This window comes from Mesorhizobium sp. M7A.F.Ca.US.006.04.2.1 (assembly GCF_004022915.1).
Lineage (GTDB): Bacteria > Pseudomonadota > Alphaproteobacteria > Rhizobiales > Rhizobiaceae > Mesorhizobium > Mesorhizobium ciceri.
Genome location: NZ_RZQA01001509.1, coordinates 1 through 700, shown reverse-complemented (window position 1 = coordinate 700; position 700 = coordinate 1). Strand labels below are relative to the sequence as shown.

Below are 700 nucleotides of genomic sequence, written 5' to 3'. Positions count from 1 at the left end.
GGCTCGCTCAGGTCGATCGATGCGCAAGCAGCCTCGCAATTGCCCTCCGCCGCGACGATCATCCGCCTGATCGCTACCCACGCTTTCGCCGAGGCACTGCCATGCTGACGAAAATCGCCGGCGGCGACATCATCGATCCCGTCAACGGCCGTCTCGACAAGGGCGACCTCTGGATCAAGGACGACAAGATCGTTCCGGCGCCGGCGGGAGGGGCGGCCGACCGGACCATCGAAGCCAGCGGCTGCATCGTGATGGCTGGCGCCATCGACATCCACTCCCACATCGGTGGCGGCAATGTGAACACCGCGCGGCTGCTCTTGCCCGAACAGCATGCCGCCCATCAGCTGCGGCCAGCAATGACGCCGCTCTCCAATGCCGGCTGGTCGACCTTCCAGACCGGCTGCCTCTACGCAAAGATGGGCTTTACGACGGTCGTCGAGCCGGCGATGTCGCCGGGAGCGGCGCTGCACACGCATCTCGAACTGGCCGACATCCCGATCATCGACAAAGCGACCCTTGCCATTCTCGGCAATGACGATTTCCTGTTGTCGATGATCCGCGACGACGCCCCCCGGACGATGATCGAGGACTATGTCGCCTGGACGGTCGCTTCGACGCGAGCGCTTGGGGTCAAGGTGATCAACGCCGGTGCGGCGGCCGCCTTCAAGGAGAACGTCCGCACCTTCTCGCTGGATGATGT

General features: G+C 64.4%; 1 protein-coding gene. It reads left to right on the top strand.

What is annotated here, in order from left to right; genetic code table 11:
- Positions 1–101: 101 nt before the first annotated feature.
- Positions 102–700, top strand: a 599-nt coding sequence (locus EN925_RS38395) for an amidohydrolase family protein (protein ID WP_164894804.1), incomplete at its 3' end; no start/stop codon positions are given.